Source organism: Natrialbaceae archaeon AArc-T1-2 (genome assembly GCF_030273315.1).
Classification (GTDB): Archaea; Halobacteriota; Halobacteria; order Halobacteriales; family Natrialbaceae; genus Tc-Br11-E2g1.
The window spans coordinates 652,567-679,330 of sequence record NZ_CP127174.1 but is presented as its reverse complement, the minus strand read 5'-3'; the positions used below and the strand labels follow the sequence as shown (position 1 = coordinate 679,330).

The 26,764-nt window shown below is 61.6% G+C and carries 21 protein-coding genes, 2 tRNA genes and 1 pseudogene; 7 read left to right on the top strand and 17 right to left on the bottom strand.

The window, feature by feature from the left end; translation table 11 throughout:
• Nucleotides 1-7 precede the first annotated feature (7 nt).
• Genes trpA through trpC form a run of 3 tightly spaced genes read right to left on the bottom strand, consistent with a single transcriptional unit; the run spans nt 8 to nt 2,960 of the window.
• Nucleotides 8-913: a tryptophan synthase subunit alpha gene (gene trpA, locus QQ977_RS03430; RefSeq protein WP_285927538.1), complete on the bottom strand. Its 906-nt coding sequence runs from the start codon at nt 911-913 to the stop codon at nt 8-10.
• Nucleotides 910-2,193, bottom strand: coding sequence for a tryptophan synthase subunit beta (trpB, locus tag QQ977_RS03425; RefSeq protein ID WP_285927537.1), 1,284 nt, complete (start codon nt 2,191-2,193; stop codon nt 910-912). Before trpB ends, trpA begins: the two co-directional genes overlap by 4 nt.
• A complete protein-coding gene (gene trpC / locus QQ977_RS03420; RefSeq protein WP_285927536.1) occupies nt 2,190-2,960 on the bottom strand; it encodes an indole-3-glycerol phosphate synthase in 771 nt (256 codons plus the stop codon). The genes trpB and trpC overlap by 4 nt, the downstream gene beginning before the upstream one ends.
• A gap of 94 nt (nt 2,961-3,054) precedes the next feature.
• Between trpC and QQ977_RS03415 the strand changes: the two genes are divergently transcribed.
• Nucleotides 3,055-3,522 (top strand): MGMT family protein, encoded by a 468-nt coding sequence (locus QQ977_RS03415; RefSeq protein ID WP_285927535.1) that lies wholly within the window; start codon nt 3,055-3,057, stop codon nt 3,520-3,522.
• A 184-nt stretch (nt 3,523-3,706) separates the two neighbouring features.
• Here the strand turns inward: QQ977_RS03415 and carA are convergent, their stop codons facing one another.
• Nucleotides 3,707-4,777 carry a glutamine-hydrolyzing carbamoyl-phosphate synthase small subunit gene (gene carA / locus QQ977_RS03410; protein ID WP_285927534.1) on the bottom strand — a complete coding sequence of 357 codons (1,071 nt, stop codon included), beginning with the start codon at nt 4,775-4,777 and terminating at the stop codon, nt 3,707-3,709.
• A gap of 102 nt (nt 4,778-4,879) precedes the next feature.
• Between carA and QQ977_RS03405 the strand changes: the two genes are divergently transcribed.
• Together QQ977_RS03405 and QQ977_RS03400 are read left to right on the top strand one after the other, a co-directional pair.
• Nucleotides 4,880-5,293, top strand: coding sequence for an Lrp/AsnC family transcriptional regulator (locus QQ977_RS03405; RefSeq protein ID WP_285927532.1), 414 nt, complete (start codon nt 4,880-4,882; stop codon nt 5,291-5,293).
• A gap of 137 nt (nt 5,294-5,430) precedes the next feature.
• Nucleotides 5,431-5,503: transfer RNA gene (locus QQ977_RS03400), tRNA-Gln, on the top strand.
• 331 nt (nt 5,504-5,834) lie between these two features.
• Here the strand turns inward: QQ977_RS03400 and QQ977_RS03395 are convergent.
• Nucleotides 5,835-8,747, bottom strand: a complete 2,913-nt coding sequence (locus QQ977_RS03395) for an N-6 DNA methylase (RefSeq protein WP_285927531.1) — start codon at nt 8,745-8,747, stop codon at nt 5,835-5,837.
• A gap of 332 nt (nt 8,748-9,079) precedes the next feature.
• Here QQ977_RS03395 and QQ977_RS03390 point away from each other — a divergent pair.
• Nucleotides 9,080-9,249: pseudogene (locus QQ977_RS03390) on the top strand (IS6 family transposase); the annotation flags it as partial.
• A 75-nt stretch (nt 9,250-9,324) separates the two neighbouring features.
• Here the strand turns inward: QQ977_RS03390 and QQ977_RS03385 are convergent.
• Together QQ977_RS03385 and QQ977_RS03380 are read right to left on the bottom strand one after the other, a co-directional pair.
• Nucleotides 9,325-10,653 (bottom strand): MFS transporter, encoded by a 1,329-nt coding sequence (locus QQ977_RS03385; protein WP_285927529.1) that lies wholly within the window; start codon nt 10,651-10,653, stop codon nt 9,325-9,327.
• Between the two features lie 102 nt (nt 10,654-10,755).
• Complete coding sequence (locus QQ977_RS03380) at nt 10,756-11,511, bottom strand: CPBP family intramembrane glutamic endopeptidase (protein WP_285927528.1); 756 nt, start codon at nt 11,509-11,511, stop codon at nt 10,756-10,758.
• A 246-nt stretch (nt 11,512-11,757) separates the two neighbouring features.
• On the opposite strand from QQ977_RS03380, the gene QQ977_RS03375 reads away from it, so the two are divergent.
• Both QQ977_RS03375 and QQ977_RS03370 read left to right on the top strand, forming a co-directional pair.
• Nucleotides 11,758-12,711, top strand: coding sequence for an oxidoreductase (locus tag QQ977_RS03375; protein WP_285927527.1), 954 nt, complete (start codon nt 11,758-11,760; stop codon nt 12,709-12,711).
• An 86-nt stretch (nt 12,712-12,797) separates the two neighbouring features.
• Complete coding sequence (locus QQ977_RS03370) at nt 12,798-12,956, top strand: hypothetical protein (protein WP_285927526.1); 159 nt, start codon at nt 12,798-12,800, stop codon at nt 12,954-12,956.
• Between the two features lie 84 nt (nt 12,957-13,040).
• Here QQ977_RS03370 and QQ977_RS03365 read toward each other — a convergent pair whose 3' ends face one another.
• Complete coding sequence (locus QQ977_RS03365; RefSeq protein WP_285927525.1) at nt 13,041-15,707, bottom strand: methyl-accepting chemotaxis protein; 2,667 nt, start codon at nt 15,705-15,707, stop codon at nt 13,041-13,043.
• Nucleotides 15,708-15,942: 235 nt separating this feature from the next.
• Here QQ977_RS03365 and QQ977_RS03360 point away from each other — a divergent pair, with 235 nt between their 5' ends.
• On the top strand, nt 15,943-17,064 hold the full coding sequence (locus QQ977_RS03360) for a hypothetical protein (protein WP_285927524.1): 1,122 nt from the start codon (nt 15,943-15,945) through the stop codon (nt 17,062-17,064).
• Between the two features lie 6 nt (nt 17,065-17,070).
• Here QQ977_RS03360 and QQ977_RS03355 read toward each other — a convergent pair whose 3' ends face one another.
• From QQ977_RS03355 to tatA, 9 genes are all read right to left on the bottom strand, one after another.
• Nucleotides 17,071-17,808 (bottom strand): DUF7289 family protein, encoded by a 738-nt coding sequence (locus QQ977_RS03355; RefSeq protein ID WP_285927523.1) that lies wholly within the window; start codon nt 17,806-17,808, stop codon nt 17,071-17,073.
• A complete protein-coding gene (locus QQ977_RS03350) occupies nt 17,805-18,278 on the bottom strand; it encodes a DUF7266 family protein (protein ID WP_285927522.1) in 474 nt (157 codons plus the stop codon). The genes QQ977_RS03355 and QQ977_RS03350 overlap by 4 nt, the downstream gene beginning before the upstream one ends.
• The gene (locus tag QQ977_RS03345; RefSeq protein ID WP_285927521.1) at nt 18,275-19,129 is read right to left on the bottom strand and encodes a hypothetical protein; all 855 of its coding nucleotides are present in this window, start codon (nt 19,127-19,129) and stop codon (nt 18,275-18,277) included. The genes QQ977_RS03350 and QQ977_RS03345 overlap by 4 nt, the downstream gene beginning before the upstream one ends.
• On the bottom strand, nt 19,123-19,791 hold the full coding sequence (locus tag QQ977_RS03340) for a DUF7288 family protein (RefSeq protein ID WP_285927519.1): 669 nt from the start codon (nt 19,789-19,791) through the stop codon (nt 19,123-19,125). Before QQ977_RS03340 ends, QQ977_RS03345 begins: the two co-directional genes overlap by 7 nt.
• Before the next feature lie 2 nt (nt 19,792-19,793).
• A complete protein-coding gene (locus QQ977_RS03335; RefSeq protein WP_285927518.1) occupies nt 19,794-20,333 on the bottom strand; it encodes a DUF7287 family protein in 540 nt (179 codons plus the stop codon).
• A gap of 1 nt (nt 20,334) precedes the next feature.
• Nucleotides 20,335-22,374, bottom strand: a complete 2,040-nt coding sequence (locus QQ977_RS03330; RefSeq protein WP_285927517.1) for a type II secretion system F family protein — start codon at nt 22,372-22,374, stop codon at nt 20,335-20,337.
• Between the two features lie 6 nt (nt 22,375-22,380).
• Complete coding sequence (locus tag QQ977_RS03325; RefSeq protein WP_285927516.1) at nt 22,381-25,989, bottom strand: ATPase, T2SS/T4P/T4SS family; 3,609 nt, start codon at nt 25,987-25,989, stop codon at nt 22,381-22,383.
• A 287-nt stretch (nt 25,990-26,276) separates the two neighbouring features.
• Nucleotides 26,277-26,349: transfer RNA gene (locus tag QQ977_RS03320), tRNA-Arg, on the bottom strand.
• A gap of 9 nt (nt 26,350-26,358) precedes the next feature.
• Nucleotides 26,359-26,670: a twin-arginine translocase TatA/TatE family subunit gene (gene tatA / locus QQ977_RS03315; protein ID WP_285927515.1), complete on the bottom strand. Its 312-nt coding sequence runs from the start codon at nt 26,668-26,670 to the stop codon at nt 26,359-26,361.
• Nucleotides 26,671-26,764: the final 94 nt, after the last annotated feature.

Genomic DNA, 26,764 nt, shown 5'->3' with positions numbered 1-26,764 from the left:
CTATCTATTAAGGCTGTTCTGGTTCTGGGGCGTCCGCTCCTTCGAGTGCCCCCGCTTTCAGTTCGCGGGCTTTGGCCTCGAGATCCGCGGCGGGGTCGTCGCTTTCGGCGATTATATCGATCAACGCGCTGCCGACGATGACGCCGTCCGCCCCCGCCTCGACGATCTCCCGGGCGTGGTCGCCCTCGCTGACCCCGAAGCCGACCGCTTTCGGGACGTCGTAGGACTCGAGGCGGGTGAGACTGTCGTGGGTCGCCGTGGAGACGTCCGCGCGCGCGCCGGTGGTGCCGAGTCGGGCCTGGACGTACGCGAAGCCACTCGCCCGGGACATGATCCGATCGAGCCGCTCGCCTTTCGTCGTCGGTGCGACGATGAAGACGAGATCGAGGCCGTACGCGTCACACGCCGTCCGGAGCGGTCCCGCCTCTTCGGCGGGCAGGTCGGGGACGATGATCCCCGCGAGCCCGGCCTCGGCGGCGCGCTCGACGAACGGTTCCGGATCCGGCGCTGTCCCATACTGGAGAATCATGTTGTAGTACGTCATCACCAGCAACGGTGCCTCGATCGCGAGTTCGTCGACGAGCTCGAAGAAGCGTTCGGGAGTGGTGTCCGCCTCGAGCGCGCGGTTTATCGCCGCCTGGATCGTCGGCCCCTCGGCGACCGGCTCCGAGAACGGCAGGCCGAGTTCGATCAAGTCCGCACCGCCGCGGTCGAGCGCCTCCACGTACTCTCTCGTCTCCTCGAGGGAGGGGTCGCCCGCGGTCACGTAGGTGATGAGCGCGGGGTGGTTCTCGCGGATCGCTCGTTCTATGTCGCTTTCACCGTCCTCGCTCACGGGTCGTTGCTCATCGTCGTTCCCCGTTCGCGGTTCCCGAGGCTCACCTCCCTTCGGTCGTCGATCCTCGCCACTCATCCGTCGAACACCTCGACGTCGGGAGCGGCTTCGAGATCTCGGCCGTCGGTCTCCTCGAGGACGGTCTCTAGGTCTTTGTCACCGCGGCCGGAGACGGTGACGACGACGAGGTCGCCGAGATCCTCGTGAGCCTCTTCGAGATAGCCAAGCGCGTGTGACGACTCGAGGGCGGGGATGATCCCATCGAGTCGCGACAGGCGATGGAAGGCGTTCAGCGCGGCCTCGTCGTCGACAGTGACGGGCCGAACCCGGCCGCGCTCGACGAGTGCGGAGAGTTCGGGGCCGACCCCGGCGTAGTCCAGCCCGGCGCTGACGCTGTGGGATTCGACGATCTGGCCGTCGCTGCTCTGGAGCAGCTTCGTCATCGCGCCGTGGAGGACGCCGTCGGTGCCGGTCGACAGCGTCGCGGAGTTGGGCGCGACACCCTCCTCGACGTCGATCTCGAGGCTCGAGCCGCCGGCTTCGACGGCGTAGAGATCGACGTGCTCTCGCGGTTCGCCTTGCTCACCGCTCGAGTCGTCCGCGGAGCGTGGCTCCGCGCTATCGTCGACGAACGCGTGAAACGTCCCCATCGTGTTCGAGCCGCCGCCGGCACAGGCGACGACGCTGTCGGGGAGTCGTCCCGTCTGCTCGCGGATCTGTGCGCGGGCCTCTTCGCCGATCACCGACTGGAAGTCCCGGACCATCTTCGGGAACGGGTGGGGACCGACGACCGAGCCGATGACGTAGTGGGTGGTCTCGACGGTCGTCGCCCAGTCACGCAGTGTCTCGTTGATCGCCTCCTTGAGCGTCCCGCGACCGGCCTCGACCGGGTTGACCTCGGCGCCGTTCATTCGCATCCGGTAGACGTTTGGACGCTGGCGGTTGACGTCGGTCCGGCCCATGTAGATCTCACAGGGCATGTCGAGATGTGCCGCGGCCATCGCCGTCGCCGTACCGTGTTGGCCCGCGCCAGTCTCGGCGATGATCCGCTCTTTGCCCATGTACTTCGCGAGCAGCACCTGGCCGAGTGCGTTGTTCAGCTTGTGGGCACCGCCGTGGACGAGATCTTCGCGCTTGAGGTAGATCTCGCGGTCGTAGCGCTCGCTTAGCCGATCCGCCCGCTGGAGCGGGGTCGGCCGACCGCCAAAGTCCCGCATCCGATCGCGAAACTCGTCTAGAAATCCGTTTTCGTTCTCGAGGACGTACCGCTCGTAGGCGTCCTCGAGTTCCTCGAGGGCCGGCATCAACGCCTCGGGAACGTACTGTCCACCGTACCTGCCGAACGTACTCTCGCTCATGTGTGCTCCGTCTGTGTCAGCTCCCGTGTGTTCTCGCGGACGTCGCTGTCTCCGCCGTGGTCCATGATCGCGCTACCGACGAGCAATGCGTCTGCGCCAGCTTCGCGCATGCGACGGACGTCGTCCGGGGTCGAAATCCCGCTCTCGGCGATCAGCGCCACGTCGTCTGGAACGTGCGGGGCAACCGACTCGAATGTTTCGAGGTCGACCTCGAGTCTCGTCAGGTCGCGGTTGTTCACGCCGACGATCTCCGCGCCGGCCGACAGGGCCGCCTCGAGTTCGTCGACGTCGTGGACCTCGACCAGCGGCTGAAAGCCACGGTCGCGAGCGGCCGCGACGAGTCCCTCGAGGTCGTCGACGAAGCGAGCGATAAGTAGCACCAGATCGGCTTCGACGACGTCTATGTGCTCCTCGCGGAGGAGAAAGTCCTTCCGGAGGACCGGCACGTCGACGGCATCGCGCACCCGTGTCAGTGCCTCAGGCGAGCCCTCGAAGTGGGTCGGCTCGGTCAGCACCGAGATCGCGGCCGCGCCGCCGTCGACCATCGCCGTCGCCAGCTCGACGGGATCGTCGGTTCGCGTCCCCTCGGCCGTCGGGCTCGTCGGCTTTACCTCCCCGATCACTGGCACACGTCCGTCCGCGGCCGCTTCGGCGATCGCGTCCGGAAACGACCGTGCGTCGACGTCGATCCGGTCGCCGCCGGATCGGTCCCGGGCCGCCTCGAGGATCGACGCGACCGCGGGATCGACTGCAGATTGCTCCTCCATTGTTGTACATCGACGTACTCATATGTACAAAAACCTTGCGCCATCGAACTGCGACCGGCGAATATTCAAGTCCACGCCGCCCCTCTCGGGGGACATGGACGAAGCGGTCGCCGGTATCTACGCACGCGAGTCGTCGTACCTCGGTCGGTACGTTCAGATGGGGATCGCAAGCGGACGCGTGCTGCGTGTCTCGTTCCCGGAGACACCCGCCGAGGACGCCGAAGACGACCACCCGATCCTCGAGCGGATCTTCGAGTATCTCGAGGGCGTCGAGGAGATCACGTTCGAGGACGTTCAGATCGCACTCACCGTCCCGACCGACCAGCGGGCCGTCCTGGAGACGGTCCGTGAGATTCCCTACGGCGATCAGGTGGGCGTCGACGCACTCGCACGGATGACGCCCGACCTCGATCCCGACGACGAAGACGACGTCGTGTTGGTGCGAACGGCTCTCGACGAGAACCCGACGCCAATCTTGATCCCCGATCACCGCGTTCGCGACGGTCCCAGTGCGGCTCCACCGCCGGTCGAACAGAAACTGCGCTCGCTCGAGGGACTCTAGAGTCGGTTTCGCAGGCGTCGGCCCAGCGCATTCGATACGCCCGTCTGCCGCTTCGCCACGATGGCCCCACGGCGGTGTCACGCAGTCGATTGGGCGTCTCGGGATTGGCGACGGGTACGAGCAGGCGATCGGTCGCGGTGACGGCTGATACGGTACGCGAGAGAGCTTACCGACGCGAGAACGATCAGTCGTCGGCGGGAACGGTTCGCGATCGAGACGCCATCTCGAGGACGTCGTCGAAGAAGCCGAGGGTGTCGTAGGGACCGGGGTTGGCTTCGGGATGGTACTGACGGGTGAGCACGTCACAGTCGGTGCCGTCGAGCCCTTCGGGGGTGTCGTCGTTGACGTTGAACTGGGTGACCTCCAGACGCGGGCCGGGGTCTGCGACCGTGTAACCGTGGTTCTGGGTGGTCATGACGACCTGGTTCGTCTCGACGTCCATGACCGGCTGGTTGACGCCACGGTGACCGAAGGCCATCTTCTCGGTGGTACCACCGAGCGCGCGGGCGACGATCTGCTGGCCGAGACAGATGCCGGCGACGGGAAGGTCGTCGACGTACTCCTCGACGAGCTCGATGGCCGCCTCGTAGTTCGCCGGATCGCCGGGTCCGTTCGAGACGAACAAGACATCGGGATCGGCGTCCTCGACGTCGGCCGGCGTCGCGTCGTAGGGAAGTACGTGGACGACGGCGTCACGCTCACACAGCGAGTCGACGATCGAGCCCTTGACGCCACAGTCGACCAGCGCGACCGTCGGGCCGTCGTTGTCTTCGCCGTAGGTCTCGAGTTCGTCGACGCTCACCTGTGCGCCGATGTCGGTGTGCTCGCTCATCGCCTTGCAGGCCTCGAGTTGTTCAAGGGCGTCCTCCTCGGTAACGTCCTCGCCGACGGCGATGCCACACTGCATCGCGCCGCCGTCACGGATGTCGGTGACGACGTCACGGGTGTCGAGGTGGTCGACGGCGGGAACGCCCTCGCTCTCGAGCCAGTTGGCGACGTCTGTGGTCAGTTCGCGCGCGAGAACGGCTCGCGGATGGACCCGGTCGGACTCGAACCGTTCCTCGCGGACGCCGTAGTTACCGATCAGCGGGTACGAGAACGTCAGGACCTGTTCCTCGTAGGACGGATCGGTCAGGCTCTCTTCGTAACCCGTATACGCTGTCGTGAAAACCAGTTCGCCACGAGCGGTGCCCGGAGCACGACCACGCCCCTCGAGTACGTGGCCTCCCTCCAGCGCTACGTACGCCGTTGTCATTACGAGAAACGTACCCTTCCCACCGTCATAAGTGTTGTCTTCGAAGCTGAGTTACGAAATTCGTAATTGTCAAGTGTCCGTCCCGCGAAGGATCGTATCTCTATGGACGAGCTGGACAGGCAAATCCTCAACATCCTCCGACGAGACGCCCGTACGCCGTACACGGAGATCGCCGACGAGGTCGGCACGAGCGAAGGGACAGTCCGCAACCGCGTCGAGCGCATGACTGAAGACGGTGTCATCGAACGCTTTACCGTCTCGACGCGGACGGGTAACGTCCAGGCGATGATCGAGATCGCCGTCGCGGTCGACGTCGACACCCAAAAGGTCTCGAAACGAATGGCCGAGTGGGAGGAAGTCGACTTCGTCTGGCAGGTCTCGGGCGAACAAGACGTCGTCCTCGTCGTGGACGCGACGGACACCCGCGGCGTCAACGACCTCATCACGCAGGCACGTGAACAGGACGAGGTCATCGGGACCAAAACGCGGCTGATCCTCGACGAACAACTCGGCTGAGTGCTCGAGCGTTCGCATTCTGGGCGTACCGGCGGTCGATCGTCCGGGTTTCGAATCTCGAAACGGTGGCCGCGGGAGGGGTTCCTCGAGGAAACCCGAAGGGTTCTTGACGGACCGGGCGTGTACCTTCGTACTGGAGTCCCGTGGTGTAGTGGCCAATCATAACGGCCTTTGGAGCCGTTGACGGCGGTTCGAATCCGCCCGGGACTACTTCTGCCGCGAGCAAATCCGCGAGCGGCGAATGTCCTCGCGGATTCGAGCCTGGGAGGAGCTTTGCTCCGACCGCGGTTCGAATCCGCCCGGGACTATCCACATTTTGTCACGAATCCCTGTCTTCTCCTCCCGTTATCTCCACTCGGTCAACACGCTCTACTTCGGGCAACCGGGCAGAAAATAGAGTCCTGCGGCCTCCCTGTCTCCAGCCCAGCGTCGTCCTCAATGACGGTGATTACCGTGCCGTGGCTCCCGTGTAGGGCGTGACCAGGGTTGGATTCATCTGGGATGGCCACCCGGATCCGGTCGTCCTCGCCGAACCGGTACATCAGTCACTGAAACTGGACAGGCCCTCTTGTCGGCCGGAGTCGTCCTCGAACGACATATCGATGTGACCTTCCAACTCGTCCAGCTCCTTGATAAGAGTCTCGACCTGTTTCCCCTTCTCGCGTCTGGTACGCTTCAACGTCTCGGCAACCTCTTGGAGTTCGTCGACGGTCACATCGAGGTCGAGAACATCGATGGTCACCTCGTCGAGATCGTCCCGTGCATCCGCATCGCCAGCGGCCAGTCGATTGAAGGCATCTGTCACCCGGTCTGCCTGTTCATCCGAAAGCTGGTCGGGATCGACGACACGAAGCGTACGCAGGTCGCTCCCGGACAGGTTTACTGCGCCGCCGCCGGTGATTCGGCCGTGACTCTCGATGACGATTTTCGTGAGACTCGAGTTCAGGAGCCCGAGCAGCAGGTCAGAGTCGGCGGCGTTCGGCTGCACGAGCAGGAACCGATTGCTCGCCACGACATCGCTGTTGGTTCTGAAAAAGAACCTGTGAGTATCCATCGCCTGTGGACAGACGATGGGTGCCATCTTTGGATTGAGGTCGCCCATATTGAACCACGGGTCGTAGGTGTCGAGAGAGGAGTTACTGCTCGATGGTTGCTCCTCGGCCCATTTGAGGTAGGAAAGGACACCATCGTACCCGTCAGCGCGGAGCGAGGACGTGACCCGGTCAGCGGTGTCGCTGGTGCCACCAATACCAGACATCGAAACCACACCCTCGACGTAGTCGTGCATATCTAGCATCCACTTTTCGGCGTCCGCGGGGGTGTGTTCGTAGCCGTCAACCTCTTTGACGCTCTTGATGGCTGGAACGGTGAACCGTTGCTCGATATTCCGTGACTTGATGTCGTCCTCGTCGAGGATAAAGATGGGATTGGCCCCTGTCTTCTTGCCCCGGGTGATGTCAGCCACGCTGGAGAGTTCCACCGTACGTGTGTCCTCAAGGACGGCGGTGTAGAGCGCGGGCGCGTTGATGTAGTGGTGTAGCTTGTCACCGACGTTCCCCATCAGGTGAGACTGCCGGACGGAGATGGTGCGGTAGTTGGGCCGGCTGTGAATCTTCATATAGGAAGACTTGGAGATATTGTATCTACGGTCGATGACACGGATTACGTCGTCCGGATCCATCTTCTCGTTTATCCGAACGAAATTCGTCTCCGTGTTTTTCCGCTCGGTGACGTCATCACACCGCTCTATCATCAACAGCACCGTGTCCACGAGCGCGTCCTCGAAGACGCGCTTGCGGAAGCCGACAACAGCTTCGACCTTGTAATGGTCGTAGAGGAACTGCTGGAGCGACGGGCCGTAGTCCGCTACCATCCACTTCGTCGGCACAATCCACGCGAGTTTCCCCCTCTCTTCGAGGAACTGCGTGACGTGGGTTAGGAAGTAACAGTAGAGGTCGCTCCTACCGTCGATCTCCTTGTCACCGTCGTAGTATGGCGTTTTCGAACTTGGTCCGAATCGTTTCAGGTGCTTTCGGTACATCTCACGGTTCGGATACAAGTGTTCTTGCCGGACGTACGGCGGGTTGGCCGCGGTGGCGTCGAACGTCCCGATGGCCTCGCCCTCATCCGCCGCATCGGTGCTGGTGCCTCCAACCCCGAGTCGGTGGCTGTTGTGCCGCTTCGTGTCCGGGTCGAGGTGGAAGAAGTCGTCGTAGTACGCGAACAATTCGTTGGTGGGCTGATGGATGTTTCGGGTGGCGAGGTTCAGCGCGGTCAGGTGAAGCGGGAACTTGTTGATGTCGACCGCCGTGATGCGGCGGATGATTTCCTGATGGGACAATCCATTCAGTTCATCGAACTGTTTGTAAGCCTCAACCGTGATAGAGCCGGAACCGCTGCAGGGGTCAAGGAACCGGTCATCTGTCGAGTCGATGGCCCACCGAGAGAGGATCTGGCCGATTTCTCTCGGCGTATAGAACTGGCCGAGTTCCTTCCGTTCCTCTGTCGGAATGAGTTCCTGATAGATTTGCCCGACAACGTCGGAATTGATGTCTCGAAGCGGCTCCTGCTCAATACTCTTCGTGAAGGTGTGCAGTCGTCGTTTTGTGTGTTCGTCCTCTGGAACAGCCTTGAAGAACCCGCTGTCGTCCTTGAAAATCGCTTCGTAGTCGATCTCCTCCATTATCGACTCAAAGCAGTTCTCCAAGTGTTCGTCTAACTTCTCAACCGTCACACCGTCATAAATCGGGTCGAGCGGGAGGCCACTCTCTGTTTTCACGTCTTGTCCTCGGACAAGTTCGTAGAACACGATCCGGTTCATCAAGATGTAGGCGTATTGTTGGGCGGCGATGCGGAAGGTGTCCTCCACTCCGGGGTAGTCGTGTGGGTAGTCGTTCTCCCTCGCCCACTCGACGAGAAGCGACTGGAACTCATCGTCCTCGTCGAACGTCTCGCTGATGAGGTTCTCGTAGATGGGGTAGATACTGGTGTGGAAGCTGCGCAGGCGGCTGATGATGAGATCATCGAAGTCGAATACCTCTCCCTCGCCTTGCTGTATGTCCACCACGTCCGCAAGAAGTTCGTCGATGAAATCGGGCAACGACAACTTTCGCAGGTCGTAGTGCCGGCGCTCGAGTTCGGTGATACTCGTCGCCGTCTCCGTGCGTCGGAACAGGAAAACGTCGTTCGGATTTGCGGTGACGAACAAGGAGATGCCTTTGTCTCTTGCGTACCTGTGGCCCTGTTTAATCACGTCGATGGAGTGAGGGTCAACGTCCGCCTTCTTTACCTCGATGGCGACGCCTTCGCGGACAGTCGATGGCAGGTAAATATCCACCGCACCCGAATCTGTCGGCTCCTCGCCCCGGGGCTCTTCAAAATCCGTATCGTGTGCCTCGATGTAGTCCTCAAGAGCAGCAAAAAGACGTGCTTGAAATTCGAACTCTGCCGGCATACTACGTCGATGTAAACCAACGTAGTTGAATCTTCCTCTAAGCTAGCAGTTTCGAATGAATTTAATCGGTCGACAGCTTCGGATAGCTTGATATAAGCGTCATCGAATGACGACCACTCATGAGCCTTCTCCTCTGAAGCCCACCAGTCGCATTTCTTGATAGTGTCGTAACTATAAGTACTATGTCCCAGGCCCGTCTAATACTTTTCCGTATCAGTACCGTAACTCTCAAGCGACGACCCCATTATCTCCTGCTAGAGATCGACGTCTTCGGCTGTCCCCAGAACGCTTCGCGTTTTGGTGTGCGAACGAGACGCTGTGTGTCTCGTCAACGCCACGGCACCGACCCCGCGGCGGCCTTCTTCTCGCGGCTTGAGGAGAAACACGATCTCGACGACACAGCGTTTCTCGTCGATGTTGGTGGCTCTGACTGCCCTTGCTCGTCGGAAGCTGAGCGGTCAGCTCGACTACAGCGAGCGAAACCACATCGAAACGTGTTTCATTACGAACCCGTTCAGGACTACGTTTGTGCCGAACAATCCCGTGAGCGAGCAGGGTGAGAAGAAATCACTCGTTATCACTCGTTCTTACTGGAGAGCGCGTAAAACCCGGCGGCGATGATCCCGCCGACGACCGCGATGAGCGGAAACGCGACGGCGATGCTGAATTCGGTCGCAACGTATCCGAAGATTGCAGGCCCAGCCGCGCTTCCTATCGACGACCCCGTTTGCGTGACGCCGAAAATACTGCCGCTTGAGTCGGTCGTCGCGTACTCCGAAATGAGCGCGTTCTTTATCGGCGTACAGCCGTACACCGCCAAGCCGAGCAGTCCGAATACCACGACGAGCCCGCCGGTCGCGAGCCAGTCGATCGCAGCGGCGTCGAGCGCGACGACCAGAACGGTAGAAAGAAGCAGCAGCGACGTCGTTATTGCCGCGACCGCGCCGAGTCGACCGCGGTCGAATCGATCGGCCAGACTGCCGACCCATATCGACGAGATGGCACTGGCAGAGAGCATGACGAAGAAAATACCGTTAGCCACGGACGCCGTTTGTCCGGTTCCGTCGGTTAGAAACCCCGTCGTAAACGTCTGTATCGATCGTATCTGGAGCGAAACGAGAAGCGTAATGAGCGATATCAGCACGAGACCGGGCGTGATTTCGAACCGCACGGCTCGCTGCAATCCCCTCCGTACCCGCGTTGTCACGCCGGGGCGTACGTTTTTGTCCGTTCGAACGTCGGGTTCGCCGCCGTCCGGCCGTTCCGTTTCCCGTCGGTCCGACGGTTCGGCGAGAGAGCCGCCGTTCGGCTTCGGAGGCTCGGACGTCGGCGTTCGATACAGCAGTTGAAACAGACCTGTCACGAAGACACCCAGTACGGCCGCGGCCAACAGCGCCGTTCGCCAGTCGACGACCGCTGCGATCCCGCCGATCACCAACGGCGCACTCGCGATACCGAGCATCCCGCCCAACCCGAACAGCCCCATCGCCTTCCCTTCGGTATCTTTGGTTTCGGTATCGCTGATCATCGCCATCCCGGTCGGATGATACGTGCTTCCACAGACCCCCATTACGGCCTGTGAGACCAACAAGAGTTCATAGCTCTGTGCGGTACTCGCGAGAACGAGACCGGCCGCCATTCCCAGGAGTCCCCACACCAGGAGGCGTTTTTTCCCGACGTAATCGGCTACCAGCCCCGCCGGCAGCTGGAAAATCGAGTACATCGCATAGAAGACCGTCAGAAGCAATCCGGCCTGTGCGTACGTGATGTCGAGATCCGCAACTAACAACGGGATAACCGGCGGAAGTGCGAGACCGTAAAACTCGTTTATCCCGTGGGAGAACCCGATCAGACCCGAGTTCCGCAGGTTCTTTATTTCAGCGTACTCCTGCAGTATAGCTCGCATCGCTGTTTCGGCAGTGATTGGGTCACGACTGTCTTGAGACTCACGGTTGCCGATTCCTCGAGCGAACGGCCGGATACGCCACGGACAGGTCCGACACCGGTGTCAAACAGCCGTCGACGAGTTGTTTCGGCGAGCGAGAAGGTCCGTCCCGACGACGGCGACGACGAGGAGCGCAAGCGCGACCGTGATCGCTGCGGTAGAAACGTTGACCGAGACGAGTGCCCCGTAATCGGGCGCGCCATCGACGATAACGACGTCGGTATCGAGCGGAACGAGCGCCCCACCGGTGGCGTTTTTGCTTCCGTGCATGATCATCGCGAGCAGGATGCTACCGCCGGATCCGTTGTAGACCCACGCGAGAAGCACCGAAAAGCCGGTTATTCCGAAAAAGTATGCTGCCTGGGAGACGAGCGGCCACTGGGAGTGTGGCGCAAGCGGATCGAAGAATAACGGCAGGTGCCATACACCCCAGATAATCCCGACTCCGAGTGCGGCGAGTGTTGCACCGTACCGTCGCTGGAGTTCCGGTTGTGCGAAGCCACGCCATCCGATTTCCTCTTGACCACCGCCGATGAACGTCGCCAGGACGATTCCGAACGCAAGTGTTAGCAGCGCCGGTGAAAACGTACCGAAATCAACTGGCCCACCCGCAAGGTGTCCGGCAATCCCGGAGCCGAGCGCGATGGTGGCCGGGATTCCGATCGCCGCTGCGTACCACTTCGGGTGAACGCGCCACGCGACGATTCCCCGGGCCCATGCGCGGAGATCATCGCCGCTTACATAAACGACGACGACGGCGGCGATAGCCGGTCCGGATGCACTGAGAAATCCGCTCAGAATCCACCGTGTCCACGACATCTCCATTCCGAGCACGATCACGATCCCGTTGAAACTCCAAGACACCGCGAAGGTCAGAAGAAAGAAGGCAACGATACGATTGGCTCGAACCCAGTCGGATACCATTGGTTGAGTCAAAAAGACCTCCAGCGAAGATATAGCGCCCGGTTCGCGTCTCCGCACCGCTTCGATCGAGCACGGATTTACGTGTAGCCCAGCTCGGTATTACGGCACACGCGTTTAGGAGATAGTGCTCATAGGACGGATATGGGCTGGACAGCCGACGACGTCCCCGACCAACGCGGACGCAAACACCTCGTGACGGGAGCGAACAGCGGAATCGGCCTCGAGACCACTCGTGAGCTCGCGCGAAACGGTGCGACGGTGATCATGGCCTGTCGGAGCGTCGATCGTGCCAACGCAGCGGTCACGGATATTCGTGAGGGGGTCCCCGACGCCGACCTCCGCGTCGAGCGGTGCGATCTGGGAGACCTCGAGTCGATCCGATCGCTCGCAGATCGTCTCGGCGACGAAACGATCGACGTACTGATCAACAACGCCGGAACGATGGCGATCCCCCGGTCGGAGACCGAAGACGGCTTCGAGACGCAGTTCGGCGTCAACCACCTCGGCCACTTCGCGCTGACGGGCCGGTTGCTCGAGAATCTCCGTCCCGACGACGAGCGCGACTCGCGGGTGGTCACCGTCTCGAGTGCCATGCACGAGCGGGGGGTAATCGACTTCGACGACCTCCACGGCGAGCGAGCGTACGACGCGTGGGACGCCTACGCCCAGTCGAAGCTCGCGAACGTGCTCTTCGCGTACGACCTCGAGCGCCGGTTTCTCACCGCCGGAGCGAATGTAACGAGCATCGCCGTCCACCCCGGCTACGCGAATACGCAACTCCAGTTTCGCGGTCTCGAGCGGCGCGGACGTCGGTTTCGGAAGGCGGCGAGGTGGGTGATGAATACGGTACTCGCACAGTCTGCTTCGATGGGCGCGTTACCGACGCTGTACGCTGCAACGGCACCGGAGGCCGAGGGGGGAGCGTACTACGGTCCCGGCGGACTCATGAACATGCGCGGCACGCCCAAACGTCAGGCCTCTTCGGACCGGTCCTACGACGAGGAGACGGCCCGTCGGCTGTGGAATATTTCGAGCGAACTGACCGACGTCACGTACGAGCTACCGGATCCCACCGTCGATGGACCTCGAGTGTAACGTGATCGTCGTCACATGCACGTGCACTGGCCAACGCGCAGGTGAAGGCCGAACAGCCTTCATGATGCCTTCGAAAGCACGAACGTATGTCATACACCACCGCGGTTCGGCGGTGGTTGGTCGATGGCGACGACGTCGTCTACGAGTGTCGGGACTGTGGAACGATGCTCGAGCCGACCGACTGGGAGTGTCCGTCCTGTGGGTCTGTCGAGATTGCGGAGTACGATGTCTCCGCTTTCCAGTGATACTCGGCCGTAGCCGGGCCAGATCGAGACTCGATCGTACGCCGACTTCCCGATACGACGAAAAACAGCGACCGCGCGGCGTTCTCAGGTGTCCTCGAACGCGAAGACGTCGTCCTCGTCGTCGTTCTCTTCGGGTGTCGGCTCGTCCTCCGTCTCGGTGCCAGCGTCGAGTTCGGTCGGGCCCGTTCTGTCATCGCTCGAGTCAACCTCGGCAGGCGACTCACCCTCGTCGTTGCCCATCGACTCGCCGTCCAGTTCGACGCCGGCGTCGTCCGGCGAGTCTCGCTCACCGATACCGGTATCGGGCATCGGCTCCGCGTCCGTCTCGACGTCGAGGACCTGTTCGTCTGTCTGTATCTGCTCGAGTCTGTCGAGTGCGGAAGCCGGCTCCTCGTCGTCGCCGGGCGTCGTCCTGTCGACGGCCGTTTGGGCGTCCTCGTCTTCGTCCTCAGATACAGTCACACGCTCGTCCGGACCGTTGGCCGCGAATGGCTGCGCTGTGAGATCCAACCCGTCGGTCGTGGCGTCGATATCCAACTCGTCGGCGGTCCGATCGACGTCGACATCGGTTTCGAATCGGTCGAGCGCCTCCGAGAGTCGCACGGCCCGGTCGGCGAGTTCGTCTGCGCTCTGTGAGACGTCCGTCAGCGCCGTGGTCTGTTCTTCGGCGGCGGCGGCGACGGTTTCGCTTTCGGCGGTCGTCTCTTCGGCGATCGTCGCGGCCTCGTCGACCATCGCGACGACCTGCTGGGTCGAGGCCGCTTGCTGTTCGCTCGCCGCCGAGATCTCCTGGACGCCGGTGTTGGTTTCGGCTGCGTACTTGGCGATGTCCTCGAGTGCGTCGACGGCGCGTTCGACCGACGTCGCGTGCTCGGAGACGTGCTCGCTCGTGGCCCGGATCTCCGATGCCGTCCGCTCGCTCTGGCGCTGGATGCGCGCCAGGCGGTCGTCGATGTCCTCGGCGGCGGCTTTGGTCTCCTCGGCGAGTTCTTTGACCTCGCCGGCGACCACCGAGAACCCCTCGTCGGAGCCGCCGGAGCGAGCCGCCTCGATGTTCGCGTTCAGCGCCAGCATGTTGGTCTGCTCGGCGACCTCGGTGATGAACTCGAGGAGGTCGTCGATCTGTTCGATCTCCGCTTCGAGGCGTTCGAACTCCTCGACGGCGGCGTCGGATTCGGTTTCGATCTCGCGCATCCCCTCGATGGCGTCCTGGGCCGCCTCTCGACCCTGGTCGCCGGCGTCGGCGGTCTTTGCGGCGATCTCTGCGACCTCGTTCGAGGAGGCGGCGATCTGCTGGATCGTCGTCGAGAGCCCGTTCATCTCGTGGGTGACCGACTGGAGGTGCTCGTTCTGCTCGTCGGCTCCGGCGGAGATCTCCTGGACGGACTCGGTGACCTGCTCGGAGGCCGATCTGACCTCCTCGGAACTCGCCGTGACCTGCTCGGAGGCGGTCGCGACCTCGCGTGCGAACGCTTTGATCCGCTCGGTCGTCTCTTCGATCTCGGCGACCATCTCGTTGAACTCTTCGGCGATGTCCGCCATGGCCTCGTTGTCCGCGTCGGGGCTCATCCGGGCGGTGAAATCGCCGTCGGCACAGGTCTGCATCACCTCGCTGTACTCGTCGGCTTTCGCCTCGAGCTGGCGGTTGACTCGCTCGGTCTCCTCGCGTGCCTGTTCTGCCTCCTGGCGAGCCTGTTGTGCCTCGTGGATCTGTTCTCGCAAGGAGTCACGCATCGTCGCAAAGTCGTCGTAGAGCTGACCGATGCTGTCGATTCGGTTCGTCTCCAACTCGACGTTGAGGTCGCCGTCGGCCATGCGTTCCGCCCTGCTCCGGAGCCGATTGATCGATTTAGACGTGTTCCGTCCGATGATGCCGCCGACGAGAACGACGAGAAGTAGGCCCGCGACGGAACCGTACATGCCCCACTCCCGAACGGTGTAAATCAGGCCGTATGCCTCGTCCTGAGGCGTATGGACGACCACATACCAGTTATCGACACCGGGAACGATGGCGTGGGACGCGAGATACTCGCCGTCTTCGTATCTGTCGCCCTCGTTCGCCCACCTGATCGAGTCGGCGAGTGAGCCATCTGGGGTGCCGATCTCGACGGTATCGACGCCGGCACCGTCTCTGACCACCTCGCTGTGTTCGTAGCTCTCGAACGTCGAGGTACCGGTCGGATCCATGAGAACGCGCTCGTCGGCAGTGTCGACCAGGTACGCGATCTCCCCGTCCTCATCGGTTAGGTGTTCGGCGTACGCGTCGAAATCGACCGTGTAGACGACGAGTCGATCACTCATCAGCTGGACGCCGTCTTCGTCCGGCACTGGTCGAGCGTACGCTGCGACGGCGTCTCCGTCGTGATTCTCGTAGACGTCGATAAAGTACGAATCGCTTCGCTGTGGGAGCTGGTCTGGCTCCGTCCACGTCGCATCGAGCGTCCCGAACTGCTCATCGTCTATCTCATCGGCAGTACTTGCCAGAACGTGCTCCTCTGACGTATCGATGAGATGGATATGAGTCGTATCGGCGTGTCGGCTCTGTTCGGTTTCGAGGAAACTCCGAGCTTCCTCGACGTACTCGTCGTGGTCGTCGCTCGGCTCGAGCGGATCGGACATCGCGATGATGTCGGTAACCAGGAGGTTCCGCTCGTGGTGGTTCTGGACGTTTTCGGCCTCCGTTCCGGCGAGCTCGGTCTGGTAATCGTGCGTCTGTTCTTCGACCTCTGTCGCGAGCTGTGCTGTTCCCACGTAGCCGATCGCCCCGACTGCGACCCCAATTATCAGTATCGCTATAATAAATTTTAACGCATATCTACGTCGTATGAGTTTCGGTATGATTCTGCGGAACGGGCCTAACATACGCCCGATGGCGGTTCTCTCCAGCAATAAATCCTCACCTACAGTTATCAGTATTGAGAATATACATGTCTTACATCTAATACCTTTCGAGATCTACTTAACGCAGTCGAGACATATTGGCTGTATGGACCGTCTCGACCTCCGTTCGTTCGTCGACCGCATTCGCGTGCTGGTCGATGCGTCTCCGCCGACGTCGTTCCTGGAGACCCGATCGTGGCTCGTCGATCCGCTACTCGAAGCGCTGGGATGGGACGTACACGCAGATAGCTGTTTCACCGATACGACTATCGCTGATGCGCGACTCGAGTACGTTCTCGGCGTCGATTCGACACCGGCGCTTTTCGTCGCCGTCGAGGCCTACCCCGACGACCTCGACGTCGAACGGGCGAGACGACTTCAGAAGGCGATGGCACGAACCGGTGTCGACCGGACGCTGTACACCAACGGCCGCCAGCTGGTACTCGTCGACGGTGCCGACGACGCCGACCACCTCACGTGTCCGCTCACGTCGATCGCCGACCGCGAAGACGACCTCGCACCCGTCAGCCGGACGGCCACGAGCCGCCGCCTCGAGGGGGAGACGGGAGAACTCGCGGCCCGCCGAATCGCTGTCCGTCGATCCGACCTCGAGGCGTCGATCGTCGACGACCTCACCGCGATCGCCGGTGATCGGTACGACGACGTCTGTCGTGTGTCGACCGAGCGGTTTCTCGATCACCTCGTCGTGTCGCTCGTCGACAGTCCGCCCGCGATCGACGGTTCAACTTCGGCAGACGGGTCGCCCGCTGCAGACGGCCAGGAGACGGTCCTCGAGTTCGCCGATCCGTCGACGGTCGACCGGGAAGGAGACGCCGCGTCCGATCCGGCCGCCGATCGGTCGGCCGGAGACGCCGACGAAGGCGAAGAGTACGTCGTCCGATTTTTCAACGAGCGAGGATCGATCGGAGCGATCGGCCACGCACAGTCAGACGCCGCGCTGGTCCACGCCGTCGAATTTCTGTTCGACCGCGGTCTCTCCGGGCTCGACGTTCCCTTCCGATCCGACGACGATGAGGGAACCGTTCTCAACGACGAGCCGGTGTGTGCCGACGGCTCACCGATGGAGTCGCCACGAGAGCTATCGAACGGACTCTATCTCGACGCCGGCGGGGACAGCACGGATCGGGCCGACCGAATTCTCGCGCTGGTCGAGCGAGCCGGTCTGCGAGCGATGCTGACCGGTGCGTGGTCGGGACAGACGAGATAGCGGGCGTCAGTACTCGAGTTCGGCTGCGACGATTCGTATCGTCGCGCGGTCGACGTCACAGGAGCCGGTGTCGTCGTCGTCCCACTCCCAGCCCACGTCGTCGTTCTCGTGGCCGAGGACTGTCTCCCAGCCCGTCTCGTATGCGGTGTCCTCGACGGTGACGTTCACGGTCACGTCGTCCTCGAGCGTCCTGTGCACCTCGGTTTCGTTCTCTCTGACCGTGAACTCCTGCACCTCGTCGCTCTGGAGGGTCCGGTCGTCGGCTTCGAGGACGACCAGCGAGACGACGGCCACGTCCTCGTCACACCGAATCGGGGGCTGGGAAATCGAGACGTTCCCGCTCTCTTCGGCCCGGAACACGCCACCGCCGTCGTACGCGATCGCCCGCCCGTCGAGTTCGTACCTGAAGGTGCCAAGCGTGTCGTTGAACACCTCCTCGTCGCCGACGGTCACGTTCAGCCTCGTTCCGTCGTCGCCGGTGACGACCCGTCCCTCCCGGAGCGCGAGCTCGCTCGAGCGTTCGTCGATCGTGTCGTACCGGACCACGTCGTCGACGTTCGCCGCCAGGGAGGTCATCCCGCGTTCGGCGTTCTGGAGCTGTTCGTTCTCCTGGTAGTCTTCGACCAGCTGGAAGCCGACGAGCGAGAGGACGGCGACCGAGCCGATAATGATACCGAACACCATCACGAACGAGATCACCTCGCTGACGGCACGCTCGTCGTCTCCGAACGACTGCTCTCTCATCGCGACTCACTCCGTATCGTGATCTCGTCGCCGGTGTAACTCACGTTCATCGTCCCACCGCTTGCACTGCTGTCGGGGTCGAGCTCCGCCTCGGTGTCCACCGGCACGGTGGCGACCGCCCCGCCGCCGTGTGCGGTCAGTCGCAGACACTCCCCGTCGATCAACTCACCACAGTCGTCGTCTTCGGCCACCTCGACCGTGTACGACGATCCCGACACCGTCTCCGGGTGCTCGGCGTAGACGGTGACGGTGTTGTCATCGGAGTCGTCTGCCAGCCGATCCACGTCCTCGAGTTCGGTCGCCAGCCGCTCGCCGATCGTCTCGAGGGACTGCTCGCCGCTCCGTGTCTGTTCCCTGTCGAGCACCGTGCTGGCACCCATCAACAGTCCGGCCAGCACGATCGTCGTCACCGCGATCGTCAGGACGTGCGTGATTGCAATCGACACCGCCCGGTCGTCTCGTCGTCTCATCGTCGATCACCGTAGATGTCGACCGTGATTTCTCGTTCGGCAGTGACGTCGCTCGAGTCGTACTGGTAGGTGACGTCGGCTTGCCACACTGCGTCGTCGCCACCGATGTCCGGTGTGAGGTCGCCATTACCCTTCGCGACGATTTCGTACATGCCGATATCGTCAGTATCGTCATCGAATTCGATCGTCTCAATTTCGTCGGATGGATCGATCAGATCGAGGTCATCACAGTCACCATCTAACTCCGACGCGTTCGTCGTTCCGGCGACGAAGTCGATCTCGACGACGTCCTGATCCTCGTACTCGAGTTCACAACCGGTCACGATATCTATTTGCTCGTTATCGTGTTCGACATCGACATCTTCGCCGTCTACGCTGAAGGTTAGATCGCCGTCGTCGTCCGTGTCGATCAGTAGCGCGAAGCGACCGACATGCTGTTCGGTTCGATCCTCGTGATCATCCGTGGCGTTGAAGACCTCACCCTCTTCGAGCGTCGACCGATACCACTGCGCGTCTTCATCGATTTCGACTTCCGTAACGTCCACTATCGATGGCCGATCACCGACCGTTGCGTTCCGATACGGCGGTACTAATCGCTCTTCAGCATCAGTCAGATCGCTCCCGTCGTCCAGGTTCGTCCGCTGGACCGTCCCTTGCACGCTCTGTCTGATCTCGTACTCGGCGACCTCGACGTCCGTCGTCTCCGTCGTCGAACTCGAGGCCATCGTCTGGGTGAACAACACGCCGTTGAAGACGACGACGATGCCGAGAATGACGAACGCGAGGGTGATCCCGCCGATGAGGATCAACTGGCCGCGGTCGCGATCTCGGTTGGAGAGGTCGCTTACCATACGACCACCCGCACCTCCACGACGTTGTAGACGTCACCGTCGCCGTCGTTGGGGACCGGTATCTCCTCGTAGTCGCCGTTCTCGTATTTCTCGTCGACGTCTGCGAGTGTCATGGCAGTCTCGTTGTTGCCCGTCAGATGCTGGTCTTCGTACAGCGTCACGACCGTGCTCGCGGTGAAGGCGTTCGTGTCCGGTTGGCCCTGGTAGACGAGGTGGATGCGCTCGTCGGCGGGGACGCGCTCGCTCTCGTTCTGGTAGACCAGTTCGACGTTGTAGTTGCGCCCGTCGCCTTCGGCGAATCGTTCGCCGAGCACCTCACCGAGTACCGACTCGTTCTCGAAGCCCTCCGGATCGTAGACGCCCTGCGGGAGGTCACTCTCGTTTTCGAAGGCGATTGCCGAATCGTCCGACGCGTTCTCCCAGTACCGGATCGTCTCCGAAAGCGTCAGGTTCTCCGCCTCGTCGGCGTGGCTGGCGACGAGCAGGGAATCCTGTACCTCCTGTTGTTGCTGGGCCTGGATCGTCCGGTCGATCGTCCCGCCGGTCGTCGGCGTGATCACCACCGCCTGCAGGGACAGCAACACCGCCATCAGGACGACCATCCCGCCGATGAGTCCCTCGAGCGTGTACGCCTGCCCTCGATCGGAATTGTTGCCTCGCATAGTTACCAGATCCTCACGGTGAGCCGACAGGCCGGTTCACAGCCGTCCACGATGTCTCCGTCCTCGTCCTCGACGGTGACGATCCGTGAGGCACTCGAACTCGGGAGGTCCTCGTGATAGTTGTCGTCAGTCGAATTCACCACTTCCTCTCCGTCGAGTGACGTCAGCGTGACGTTCACGCGATCGATCGCGACGGTGTCGCCGTTGTCCTCGGTCGTTCGCAACTCCGATCCGAGGACGGTATCGTCCGCCAGTTCGCTGCTGTTTTTGTCCTCGTACTCCTCGAGGTCGTCACCGGCCACGTGATTCGGACGCTCGGAATCGGCCACCGAGAGGTCGTCGACGATCGTCGCCGCGATCCGATCCGCCTGTTCGGTCTCACCGCCGCCGACCGGCGTCTCGAACGGCGTCATGAACGTCGGGATGAACGAAAAGGCGAAGGCGAGTGCGAGCAGGAAGATGCCGATCCCGACGGCGAAGTCCTGGGTCGTCTGGCCGCGGTCGCCGATCGAGATCGGTGTCTGAGGTCGGTCCCGACACATGTTAGCCCACCATACTCCAGGTGACGAGTGCGATCGTCGCCAGCACGATCGCGTACTTCAGCCCACTCAGCAGATCCGCATCCCGGATGTAGCCGCTGATAAAGCCCGCCAGCACCGCCTGAAGCGTCACGGCGTGGAAAAACAGTAACGACAGCTCGTTGGTGTCGATCTCGAGTTCGAGACCGGCCTCGTCACCGCCGCCACCGTTTTCCGGTTGCATCCCGGCCATCGTGTCGATGAACTGCGTCTGGAGAATCGCGATCACCGCGAGCATCGTCAGAAATGACATGACGATGATGACGACTTGCATCATCGTCCGCGTCTTCCGATCCCGGACGATGTCGTCGTGGTTCTCGCTTGCGGCCGCGGCCGTCCGGAGGACGTCCGAAATCTCGTTCGAGGCCTCCTGTGCCTTGGTGATGAGCTTGACCGTCCGGGCCAGCCGTGGGATGTGGTACTTGTTGTTGAACTCGACCATCGCCTCGCCGAGGCTCATCCCGTAGTTGACCTTCGTGTGCATCTCCTCGAACTCGGTGGCGAGTTTGCCACTCGAGGTGTCCGCGGTCGATTTCAGCGACTCGAGTAACGTCTGTCCGGTGTCGTTCGCACTCGAGAGCTTCCGGAGGTCTTCCGACAGCGTGTTGGTGATCGACGTTCGCGAGCGAACGTTCCACTCCCGGAAGACGGCGAGTGGGACCGTGATGAGATACAGCGGGACGTAGAAGTAGATCACCGTCGACCAGACCGGCCGCTCGATGAATCCGCTCCACGACGTCGGTGCCGAGCCGTCTGCCATCGCCACGACGACGACGACGAGTGCCGTCGGAACCGTCAGCCCGAGGGTGTACGTCGGGTTGTCACGGAAGAAGACGTGTGGTCGACGGAGGACGGCGATCGTCTCGTGGGTCCCTTCCTTCTTTTTGATCCGGTCGAAGACGGTGTACTCGCCGGTAAACGCCTCGACGAGACCGAGATCGAGAAGCCCGCGATCGGCAGCACGTTGGGCGTACCGATCGTCGCCGTTTCGTGAGAGGAACCCGTCGCCCGGCTCGTCGTGTTTGACGGTCGAAACCATGACGATAAAGCCGATCCCCGTCAGCGGGATCAGCGCGTAGACGACCAGATACAGCATCATCGACGAGACGTCGACGTCGGGCATGATCTGCATGATGACCATGAGGATGATGAGCAAGAGTGGAAACAGCGACAGCGTCATGTACATCTCGCCGAACAGCTCGAGCGTGTCGAGTGTCGTCTCCTGTTCCTGCTTTGCCGTCCGCATGTGCTTTTCTTTCTTGTCCTCGAGGAAGCTCTCCATGTCGCCGCCGCTGTTGATGATCGAGAGCATGTCGGTCAGGAACTGGGCGAGCTCGTCGCTTGGGGTCTCGAGGGCCTGTTTGCGGATCGCCGTCCGGTAGTCGATATCGAAGTACTCCGTCTCCTGGACGATGTTTTGAAACTCCTTCGAGACCTCGCCGTAGGTGTCTTCGGCGTCGGCCATCGCCTCGAGGATCTCGAGCTGGTTGAGACCGCCGACCGCAAGTGCGTACATGAACGACACCGAGTCGGTAAGCAGCATGTTGATCTCGCGTTTGCGAGCCGACGCCCGCGAGTACGGGACAGCGACCAACACCCCGAACCCGAGTAAAAATCCGATCGTTCCCAACACCAGTCCCACTCCGAAGACCAGCGCCGGGATCCGGACCAGATCGAAGAAGGCGATGAGCGCCTCGTTTTGAACCGGCATCCCGACCAGCGTCTCGACGCTGACGAGGTCCAACGCGACGAAGATGCCGTACCCGAGCAACACCCCGAGAATCCAGAGCAAGAGCCCGGAGATGACGCCGATACCGAGCGCCCGCGAGAGGTAGATCTCGACCGTGTCAGTCATTCGGGACTGGGCGAGTTTCCGCTTGACGTCGGTGACGAATCCGCTGTTTTCGTCGAACAGCAGGGTATAGAGCGGATAAAAACTCTCGCCGAGCGGATCGGATCCGGCCCCTACGTTGCTTTCGGTCTCGTCTCGCACTTTCAGACTCATATCGTCTTACTCACCCCGATCGTCAGACCCAGCGCCGGTCGATTCGGCCCCGTCGTCGGTGTCGTCGCTTCCTTCTTCCTCGTCACCAAAGATTCCCGACGCGGTCTCGAAGACCGGCTCCGGATCGTCCCCGTCTGCTCCGGATCGGTCGTCAGTCGTCTCGTCGTCGGACGGCGTATCGGTCGGGTCCGTCTCCGACGGGTCGCCGTCCACTTCGGACCTTCGAGCGTCGTCCGTGCCTTCGGTTGCGAAAATCGAATCGCTCGTCTCGACCTCCATCGAGTCGACCGATTCGTCGTCGAAAATCGTCTCCAGTTCCGCCTCGGCGGATGACGGATCGCTCTCTCGCTGTTCGCCTGTCGCCTCGGCGTCGGCGCGCTCGATCTCCTCGAGCGCACGCCCCATATCCTGGAACAGCCCGTCGAACTCGTCGTCTGCGTCCGTCGTGCCGTCCCGCCCGGATTCCGACGAAGCGGCCTCCGCCTCGAAATCGAGCGTCGTACCGTCATCGGGATCATCTGCGACTCGAGCGTCAGTTGGCTCCGGCCCGTCGTCTGAACCGGTCGACGCGTCGGCTTCGGCCGTCGCCGGCTCGAACTCGGCTGCCGGATTCGACGCCTCACCCGTTTCGTCGGACGGTTGTGTCGTTGCAGTTCTCTCGTCTCGTCTTCCCTCGAGTGCCGGTGGTTCCGATTCCGGTTCCACGTCGGTCGACGTACTCGCCATCACACCGTCGTCGCTACCCGAATCTGATTCGTCGAGCCACGACGGCATCGCCTCGCTGTCGTCCCCTTCGCTCGAGAAGCTGGCTGCATCGTCGTCTCGGTCCCACTCGAGGTCGTCGGCGGCATCGTCCACGTCGCCGCCGAAGCTGACGTCGTCGGGATCGGCTCGATCGACTTCGATCGTTCCCGCTTCGTCGACGTCACCGAGTGCGCTGCTTAGCCCGCTTGGAACCTTCCCGCGGTACTCCTCGAGCAGTTCCGTCTCGGCTCGCTCGAGAATGTCGACGGAGAGGTTGTACGTCTCGTCGGTGGGATCGGGTCGTGGAACGAGCGCTTCTTTCTCCTGGTCGACGTCGATCAGAACGCTTTCCATCTCCCGGAGATCCGCGAGACTCTCCTCGAGTTGATCGTTGGCGATGAGCGTGAGGATCGTTTCGGGGTCGTTGATAAACGCCTGGACAGTCGCGGCGACTTCTGCGTACGTGTTGAGTCCGTTCTTGATGAGATATGCGAGGATGGCCTTGCGCTTGAAAATCTCGTTTTCGAGGCGCTCGCGGCTCCAGCCGCGGTCGAACTGGATCGTATCCAGCGTATTCGAGTCACCCATCTTGAGGAACTCGTCGGTTTCGGCCTGCCACTGGTAGACGTCCTGGACGTTGATCTCGTCGTTTTCTGCCTCGTAGTGGTTGATCTCTGTCAGCGACTTGTTCCGACGGACCTTGTTACCCTGGACCCGCGTCTGGGTCTGGATCGAAACCAGATCCAGGGCAGTGAACATCGTCTTCGAGACGTTGATCGGGTCAGTCGTGAATCGTTTGAGGACTTCGTCGACGGAGTCGGCGTGGAACGTCGTGTACGTGGTGTGCCCCGTCGACATGACCTGAAACGCCGTTCGCCCCTCCTCGCCACGGATCTCACCCATGACGATGTAGTCGGGACGCTGGCGCAGTGCGGCCTCGAGTAAGTCGAACTCGTCGACGTCGCCCTGATCGTCGTCGGAGAAGGAAGGCCGGGTGACGCTTGCGATCCAGTTTCGCTGTGGCAACTCGACCTCGCGGGTGTCCTCGATCGAGACGATCTTCGTGTTGCTCGGGATGAACAGCGAGACGGCGTTCAGGCTGGTCGTCTTTCCCGAGGCCGTCCCGCCGGCGAAAATCAGGCTCTTGTGGTTCTCGATACAGAGCCAGAGAAACGCCATCTCCTCTAAGCTGAACGTGTTCCAGTTGATGAGATCGACCGGCGTGAACGGGACGTCTTTGAACTGACGGATCGTGTAGTTCGTCCCGTGGTCCGAGACCTCCGGACCGAGCGTAAGCTGTGCACGCGAACCGTCGGGAAGGGTCGCGTCAACCTGCGGGAGCCGTTTGCTGATTCCCTTGCCCGATCGCTGGGCGAGTTTGACGACGAAGTCGTCGAGTTCTTCTTTTCCGTGGAAGACGTTGGTGATGATCTGTTCGTACTCCGAGTGATAGACGAACACCGGCGAGTTGTACCCGTCACACGAGATGTCCTCGACGTTGATGTCGTGTTTGATCCCGTCGATCCGCTCGTAGCCGATGAAATTCCGCTTGAGGTAGTACAACAGCTTCTCGACCTGGTACTCGGTCAGGGTGTCGGCGTCCTCCTCGAGGACGGCCGGCTCGGGACGGGCCTCGATTCCATCGAGCTCGCGGTCCGTCTCGCTCGTGTCGTCCGGCTCGTCTCCGTCGTCGTCCCCGGTGTCGTCGTCATCGTCGAGCAACGTCTTCAGCGACTCGAGCAGTCCGCCCTCGTCACTGCGCGAGAGCAGTCCACCGTCGGTACTCGAGTTGTTTCTCGAGAGCAGTCCGCCCTCGTCATCACTACCGGCGGCATCCGACCCGCCTCTCGAGAACAGCCCACCGTCGTCGTTGCTCGAGAACAACCCGCTGTCACGTCCGGACGGCTGCTCGAACAGACTGTACCGTTTCAACAGGCGGCGCGTCTCGTTCTCGATGACCGTCCGTTTGCTCTCCTGGTCGGTACTCTCTTTGACCCCTTCGTCCGAGTACTTGATCGTCGTCCGGAGTTTGCCCGACAGAAACTCCTGTAACTCGCTTTCGATCTCGGTCAACGTCGGTTCGATCAGGTAGTACTTCTTCTCGTTTTCTTTCTCCGAGTGGAAGATGATGACGAACGAGTAGGGTTTGTTCACCCAGTATCGCTCCTCCTCGCGGAAGTGGCGCTTCTTTTTCATCGGCACAGCCTTCTCGAGGTCGTACCGATTCGTCACCGTCGTGTGGCCGTCTACGGTCGAGAAGAAGTCGTCTTCGCCGAGTTCCTCGCGGACGTCGACGGTCCGTTCCTCGACGATCGCCTCGAGTTTCGTCGCGGCGGTGTCGCCGTGTTCGAGGTAGTCTTCGATCGCGTCCGGATCGAAACCGAGCGCCGCTTCCCGGTCTAACTCCTCGAGTGCCCCGTCGTCGACGTACTCCCGTTCGTAGTCTTCCCAGGTGTAGACGCCCTTTCGAACCGGTACCGCTTCGGGACCGGCAACCTCACGGACGCGGTTCCGGAGATCGGTCGCGTCACGGACGACGCTCGAGAGCAGCTCCGAGAGCTCGTCGGGGTGGACGCCGAGATACGCCGTCGGATCGAACTCGACGCCGTCCCAGTCGGGACTGGATGGGTCCGCCGTCGGGTCGTCGCTTCCGGTCTCGGAACCGTCCGGATCGTCGTCAGCGTGAGGATAGAGTTCGGATACGTCGTCGTCGTACCCATGCTCCGCCATAAAATCTGCCCACGTGTAGTCGCCGACGCGCACGTCGGAGCCGCGTATCGGCTCGTGGGTCCGTCCATCCGACTCAGCACCTGACACCACGGTGTCGGAGAACCGCCCGGCATCAGTCTGGTCGGCCTCATCAATAGCCATTGCGTGCCACCAGTCGACCACACCTCAAAAACTTCATCCAGCTATTACCACATCTGATAATCTCGTGCCCGGCTCGAGTCCCGCTATCGCGTCAATTCCAGGAGTGACGATGTGAGACCGACATCATATATTATTTGAATTACATTTGTCGGCGGTGGTCTCGAACGAGACCGGCAACGTGCTCGAGGGCGTGACGGGATTCGAACCACGGTCGTTCCGCGTTGCTCCACTCCCTGGTTCGAATCCCGCAGTGCCGTTCACACCGCTCACTGTCGTTCGCGGGTGAACGGGCGTGACGGGATTCGAACCCGCGATCAGAAGGTTAGGAACCTCCTGCCCTCTCCGCTAGGCCACACGCCCGGGAAAAATTCAGTTCGATTCCGTCTCGGTGTCGGTCTCGGTCTCGACCTCGTCGTCACTCGTTACGGGTTCGGTGTCGACGAAGTCGCTTTCGTCTTCGTCGTCGACCTCGTCGTACTCGCCCGTCTCGCGCATTTCTTCGAGTTCCGTTTCGACCTTCTCACGCCCCTTCTGGAATTCGCCCATGGCCTCGCCGGTCGAGCGAGCCAGCTTCGGGATCTTGTTCGCCCCGAAGAGCAAAATGGCGATGAAGAGGATGATCAGGAGTTCCGGACCCCCGGGTGCACCGGGGATGAACAGCGGTGCGATTTCGGCTACCATCTCTATGCGTGGCTTACCCGCTGGCAATTATAACCTTTTTGGACCGCTCAACCACTCAAGTTCACGCGAATGTCTATCCCAACAGTGAGAGAAC

Bases quoted from the DNA above. Each gene is read 5' to 3' on its own strand.
- trpA (WP_285927538.1), bottom strand. From the start codon at position 913: ATGAGTGGCGAGGATCGACGACCGAAGGGAGGTGAGCCTCGGGAACCG.
- trpB (WP_285927537.1), bottom strand. From the start codon at position 2,193: ATGAGCGAGAGTACGTTCGGCAGGTACGGTGGACAGTACGTTCCCGAG.
- trpC (WP_285927536.1), bottom strand. From the start codon at position 2,960: ATGGAGGAGCAATCTGCAGTCGATCCCGCGGTCGCGTCGATCCTCGAG.
- QQ977_RS03415 (WP_285927535.1), top strand. From the start codon at position 3,055: ATGGACGAAGCGGTCGCCGGTATCTACGCACGCGAGTCGTCGTACCTC.
- carA (WP_285927534.1), bottom strand. From the start codon at position 4,777: ATGACAACGGCGTACGTAGCGCTGGAGGGAGGCCACGTACTCGAGGGG.
- QQ977_RS03405 (WP_285927532.1), top strand. From the start codon at position 4,880: ATGGACGAGCTGGACAGGCAAATCCTCAACATCCTCCGACGAGACGCC.
- QQ977_RS03395 (WP_285927531.1), bottom strand. From the start codon at position 8,747: ATGCCGGCAGAGTTCGAATTTCAAGCACGTCTTTTTGCTGCTCTTGAG.
- QQ977_RS03385 (WP_285927529.1), bottom strand. From the start codon at position 10,653: ATGCGAGCTATACTGCAGGAGTACGCTGAAATAAAGAACCTGCGGAAC.
- QQ977_RS03380 (WP_285927528.1), bottom strand. From the start codon at position 11,511: ATGTCGTGGACACGGTGGATTCTGAGCGGATTTCTCAGTGCATCCGGA.
- QQ977_RS03375 (WP_285927527.1), top strand. From the start codon at position 11,758: ATGGGCTGGACAGCCGACGACGTCCCCGACCAACGCGGACGCAAACAC.
- QQ977_RS03370 (WP_285927526.1), top strand. From the start codon at position 12,798: ATGTCATACACCACCGCGGTTCGGCGGTGGTTGGTCGATGGCGACGAC.
- QQ977_RS03360 (WP_285927524.1), top strand. From the start codon at position 15,943: ATGGACCGTCTCGACCTCCGTTCGTTCGTCGACCGCATTCGCGTGCTG.
- QQ977_RS03355 (WP_285927523.1), bottom strand. From the start codon at position 17,808: ATGAGAGAGCAGTCGTTCGGAGACGACGAGCGTGCCGTCAGCGAGGTG.
- QQ977_RS03350 (WP_285927522.1), bottom strand. From the start codon at position 18,278: ATGAGACGACGAGACGACCGGGCGGTGTCGATTGCAATCACGCACGTC.
- QQ977_RS03345 (WP_285927521.1), bottom strand. From the start codon at position 19,129: ATGGTAAGCGACCTCTCCAACCGAGATCGCGACCGCGGCCAGTTGATC.
- QQ977_RS03340 (WP_285927519.1), bottom strand. From the start codon at position 19,791: ATGCGAGGCAACAATTCCGATCGAGGGCAGGCGTACACGCTCGAGGGA.
- QQ977_RS03335 (WP_285927518.1), bottom strand. From the start codon at position 20,333: ATGTGTCGGGACCGACCTCAGACACCGATCTCGATCGGCGACCGCGGC.
- QQ977_RS03330 (WP_285927517.1), bottom strand. From the start codon at position 22,374: ATGAGTCTGAAAGTGCGAGACGAGACCGAAAGCAACGTAGGGGCCGGA.
- QQ977_RS03325 (WP_285927516.1), bottom strand. From the start codon at position 25,989: ATGGCTATTGATGAGGCCGACCAGACTGATGCCGGGCGGTTCTCCGAC.
- tatA (WP_285927515.1), bottom strand. From the start codon at position 26,670: ATGGTAGCCGAAATCGCACCGCTGTTCATCCCCGGTGCACCCGGGGGT.